This is a genomic window from Nocardiopsis sp. RV163, assembly GCF_001029525.1.
GTDB lineage: Bacteria > Actinomycetota > Actinomycetes > Streptosporangiales > Streptosporangiaceae > Nocardiopsis > Nocardiopsis dassonvillei.
In genome coordinates, this window is the sequence record NZ_LEKI01000250.1 from 1 (window position 1) to 4,851 (window position 4,851).

4 protein-coding genes and 1 pseudogene are annotated in these 4,851 nt (G+C 71.6%); 3 read left to right on the forward strand and 2 right to left on the reverse strand.

Translation table 11 applies throughout. The features are described 5' to 3' along the window. On the forward strand, positions 1-492 hold a 492-nt coding region (locus tag ABD54_RS25305; protein WP_047872060.1), incomplete at its 5' end, for a DUF6924 domain-containing protein. A 354-nt stretch (positions 493-846) separates the two neighbouring features. On the opposite strand, the gene ABD54_RS25310 is transcribed toward ABD54_RS25305, so the two are convergent. After that, positions 847-1,416: a TetR/AcrR family transcriptional regulator gene (locus tag ABD54_RS25310; RefSeq protein WP_047872061.1), complete on the reverse strand. Its 570-nt coding sequence runs from the start codon at positions 1,414-1,416 to the stop codon at positions 847-849. Positions 1,417-1,518: 102 nt separating this feature from the next. Here ABD54_RS25310 and ABD54_RS25315 point away from each other — a divergent pair, with 102 nt between their 5' ends. After that, on the forward strand, positions 1,519-2,430 hold the full coding sequence (locus tag ABD54_RS25315) for a chlorophyllase (protein WP_047872062.1): 912 nt from the start codon (positions 1,519-1,521) through the stop codon (positions 2,428-2,430). A 278-nt stretch (positions 2,431-2,708) separates the two neighbouring features. On the opposite strand, the gene ABD54_RS25320 is transcribed toward ABD54_RS25315, so the two are convergent. Beyond that, positions 2,709-4,094 carry an amino acid permease gene (locus ABD54_RS25320; RefSeq protein WP_047872063.1) on the reverse strand — a complete coding sequence of 462 codons (1,386 nt, stop codon included), beginning with the start codon at positions 4,092-4,094 and terminating at the stop codon, positions 2,709-2,711. 523 nt (positions 4,095-4,617) lie between these two features. On the opposite strand from ABD54_RS25320, the pseudogene ABD54_RS25325 reads away from it, so the two are divergent. Continuing rightward, a pseudogene (locus ABD54_RS25325) lies at positions 4,618-4,851 on the forward strand (histidine kinase); the annotation flags it as partial.

A 4,851-nucleotide genomic window follows, 5' to 3' on the forward strand; every position in this document is an offset into this window, starting at 1 on the left:
CCCCGTTACCAGCCTCCCGTCGCCCCCCTGCCCGTGATCACCCAGAACAACTGGGGGTTGCTCGTGCGCACCGACTTCAGCGACGACCGCGCCTGGGCCGCGCTCACGGCGGACGCGGACCGCCTCGACCCACGGATCGACACCCCCGAGGACTACCAGCCCTACGTGCAGATCGTGGACGATCCGGCCTTTGCGGGGGCCACCCCGGAGCAGGTGATGGCAGTCGTCCGCCCCAACGACGACGAGGACGGCGAAGAAGAGGAGACGGGCGAGGAAGTGGTGGCGATCGCCGACCAAGCCTCCATGGCCGGCTCCGAGCGCACCGTCCTGGTGGTGCCCCTGGCGGACGAGGTCGGGTGGTCCTTCCGTCTGCCCTCGGACAAGGTGCGGAGCATGGCCGCCAACCTCTTCGTCGCCAACAACGACATCTTGGACTGGATCAACCAGGGCTTGCCGGACGGGCCGGCGGTCATGATGGAGGAGCAGGGGTAAGCCTGGCGGCCCCGGCGACCGGGGCATCGCTACCGGGGCGCGGAACAGGGCACCCGGGGGGCGGCATGACCCGGCGGGCGCGGGCCCGAGGACCGGGCCCGCGCGCGTCAGGTGCCGCCCGTGTCGACACGGGCCCCGGGTGAGGAGGGTCGCTCCGGAACCCGGCGCCGGAACCCGCCCGAGGCCGCGCCCCGGCCACAACAGCCCCCGCACGACGCCGCGTCGCGCGGGGGCTTGCTCGCACCGGATGCCGTCGCCCCGGGTCGGCTCCCGCTCGCGGACGAGGTTCGCCGCCGCGCACCCCTTCCCCGGGCAGGAGCGGACCTCATCGTCGAGCAGCGGCGGCCTCCCTCGTCACACCCCGCTGCGGCACCCGGCCAGGAGGAGCGCGACCATGCCCTTGGCATCAGCCTGGCCGTAGTCGGGCCCGGTGATACAGAGGTTTCCGATGGCGCGCAGGAGCGTGTAGGCGGTGACACCGGGGCGAAGTTCCTCGGTGGCGGCGCAGGCGTCCAGCAATGACGCGCAGGCCGGGACCAGGGTGTCGAGCATGAGGGCGTGGAGGTTCTCCAGCCCCGGGTCACCGGACCCCAGCGCCGCGCCGAGGCCGTGCTTGGTCACGAGGAAGTCCACGAACGCGTCCGTCCACAGTGCCAGGGCGGTGAACGGCGAGGCGGATTCCTCGAGAAGCCGGGGCGCGAGAGCGGTGCAGGCGTCGATCTGGTGCCGGTAGACGGCAGTGACGAGATCCGCGCGGGTCGGGAAGTTTCGGTAGACCGTGCCGACACCCACGCCGGCGCGTTCGGCGATATCGCGGACGGGCGCCTGGACGCCCCGGTCCACGAAGACCGCCGCAGCGGCCTCCAGCACACCACCGCGGGTGCGCTGAGCCTGTGCCTGGCGTACCCCGACCGACTCGGGCACGGATGCCTCCCCTTGCTAGCGGAACAATGTTCCGTTATTTTGGCGGAACGACGCTCCGCCAAATTATGGCATCCCGGAACCCACAGAAAGCGCAGGACCCCCATGTCCTCGTCCCACTACCTCAGCCAGCAGATCGTCTCGGTCAAGCCCATCGTCGTCCCCTCGCCAGGGCGCGGCATCGACCTTCAGGTGAAGGTCACTGCGCCCCGATCCGGCCAGAACCTGCCCGTGATCGTTTTCTCCCACGGGAACGCGTGGTCACTGGACGGGTACGGGCCGCTCGTCGACCGGTGGGCCGCCGCCGGATTCGTCGTGGTACAGCCCACCCACCTGGACTCCCGCCGCAACGCCATCACCTGGGACGACCCGCGCTTCGCCACCATCTGGCGAGTGCGGATCACCGACCTGCACGCGATCCTCGACCACCTCGCGCACGTCCTGGCCCAGGCCGGCCTGGAGAACCGCGCCGACCGCGGGCGCACCGCCGTGGTCGGCCACTCCTGGGGCGCGCAGACCGCGGGCGCACTCCTCGGCGCGCGCGTGCTGGACGCCGAGGGCACCGCGGGAGAGGACTTCTCCCACCCCGCCGTTTCCGCCGGAGCGCTGATCGGGGCGACGGGAACCGGTGACACCCTCACCCCGTTCGCCGCCGAGAACCTTCCCTTCATGAAACCCGACTTCTCCACCATGACCACCCCGACCCTGGTCGTCGCGGGCGGTAAGGACGACTCACAGCTCTCCACCCGCGGGCCGGAGTGGTTCACCGACGCCTACCACCTCAGCCCGGCGCCCAAGAGCCTGCTCACCATCACCGAGGCCGAGCACACCATGGGCGGAATCGCCGGCGAGAAGGTCGCCGAGACCACCGACGAGGACCCCGCCCGCGCCGCCCTCACGGCCGACGCGATCTCCGCCTACCTGCGCGCGGCCCTGGACCTCGACGACACCGGGTGGAAAAACCTCCGCGACACAGCCCAAGGCAGTGACGGTACGTGGAGCCTCGCCAGCAAGTGAGACCAGCCAGACCGCCGGGGCACACCCGGCGGTCACCGGCGGGCGGGGCCACATCCCGGCCGGGGCCTTCGGCCACGAGCTTTCGAGCATCCGCGGCACGGGTCGGGATCGGTACCCAGCACGGCCATGTCGGCCCAGACCGACAGAGCGCCCGTGGGGGAGTGGACGTGGCACCGGCGAAACCCGTCGTCGGCCACCAGTCCTGCGCCCCCACCGGGTGAAAAACCTCGACAAGCACGCCGCGCCACCCCGACAAGCGCTCCCGGAACACCACCGCGCTAGTCGGCGCCCTGGTGACGGCGCAGCGCCTGCGCGTCGGGCCGGTCCGGCACCGCCAGCACCCGGTCCGTGGGCGGCGTACGCCCCCACCGGCGCCGGAACTCATAGGCCACCAGCGCCACCAGCACCGACCCCACCGAAGCCAACAGCGCCTGACGCTGGTCCGGGATGACCACCATCGCCACGAAGATCGTCACCAGACCCCCCAACACCACCCACGTCAGGTACGGAAACGCCCACATCCGCAGGGTCAACCGCTGCGGCTCACGCCGACGCACCCGCGCCCCCACCACCAACTGCGAGGCGCAGATGGTCAGGAACAGCACCAACAGGATCGCGCCGATCGAGGCCACCAGGAACGGGAACACCCGGTCGGGCCACAGGTAGTCGGCCACCGCCGCCCCGTACCCCACCACGGTGCCGAGCAGGATCGCCCGCACCGGCACACCACGCCGGTTGGCCCCGCGCAGCACCCGCGGAGCGTCCCCCTGCCGGGTCAGCGTGAACAGCATCCGCGAGGAGGTGTACATCGCCGCGTTCAACACGCTCAGCACCGCGACGAAGACCACGATCTCCATGATCAGCGCCGCCCCGGGCACACCCACGTGCTCCATCACCGCCACGAACGGGCTGCGCCCCGGATCCACGCTGCTCCACGGCAGCACCATCACCACGACCAGGATCGAGGCCACGTAGAACAGACCGATCCGCCAGAGCACGTTGGTCACCGCCGAGGCCACACCGCGTTCGGGCTCGGAGCTCTCACCCGCGGCCACGGTGATGATCTCCACCCCGCCGAAGGCGAACAGCACCACCACGGTGGCCGCCAGCACCGCCACCCAACCGTTGGGCGCCACCCCGCCGTGCTCCCACAGGTTGGCCACACTGGAGCCGCCCGCCCCGCTCCACAGCCCCAGCGCCCACAGGCCGCCGATCAACAGGAACGCCACGATCGTGGCCACCTTGACCAACGAGAAGAACGACTCGGTCTCGGCGAACACGCGCACCGAGACCAGATTGGCCACCGTCATCGACGACAGCACCAGCAGCGCCAGAGCCCACCCGGGCACACCCGGCACCCACCGGCCCAGGATCGCCGCACCTGCCACAGACTCCGCTGCCACCAGCACCGCGTACATCCACCAGTACACCCACCCGATCGTGAAACCGGCGCGGGGACCGAAGGCCAGCCGGGCGTAGTCGGAGAAGGAGCCCCCGGCGGGGACCGCCACCACCATCTCGCCCAGGGCGCGCAGGGTGAAGAACACCAGCGCGCCCGCCAGGACGTAGGAGAGCACAGCGGCCGGACCCGCCATCCGGATGACCGACCCGGAGCCGATGAAGAGCCCGGCACCCACCGAACCGCCGATCGCGATCAGCGCCATGTGGCGGCGCCGGAGCGAGTGGGCCAGCCCGGCACCGGGGGCCTGCGTTTGGTTGGCCGCGCTCGGAGGCGGCGTCGCACTGCTTGTCACCTGGCCAACCTTAGGGAGCATCTCACCCCTTGGACAGGCCCGAACCCACCAAAAACAGAGGATGACCCCATCATGTGGAATATGTAACAACCACCGGCGGGACAGCACACGCCTCCCGCACGGGCCCGCCCCGGTCCGCCGAACACGCGCCGCTACCCTTGCCCGCACCCCACGCGGGTAGCGGCACCCTCCGGCGCCCGGCCGAAACCGAGCCCCCTCCAGGTCCCGTGGCAGCCCCGACCACACGTGGCGGGGACCCCGATCCCGCCGCCCCGCCAACGAACGGTTCGCGGCCACCACCCGGCAGACACCGCACCATGACCAACGCGGCGGCAACCAGGCCCGCACCGACCACCATCACCATGCGGGACCCGCCGACCCTCACCCCGCAGGGGGAGGCGCCACCGCCCCCGCCTGTGCCACGATCACCCACGTGCGCCACCTCACCACGCTCCTGCGCCCGCTCACCAGCGCCCACACCTACCGGCGCTGGGCCTACCTCGTCATCGGCGGCGCACTCCTGATGCCCTACGCCATGGCCGCCCTCGTCCTGGCAACCCTCGTCAACCCCGCCCCCGCGCCCACCGCCTTCGCGCTGACCCTCACCGGGGCCCTGGCCGCCGTCGCCGCCACCGCCTACCTGCCCGGCACCCGCAACGCCCAGACC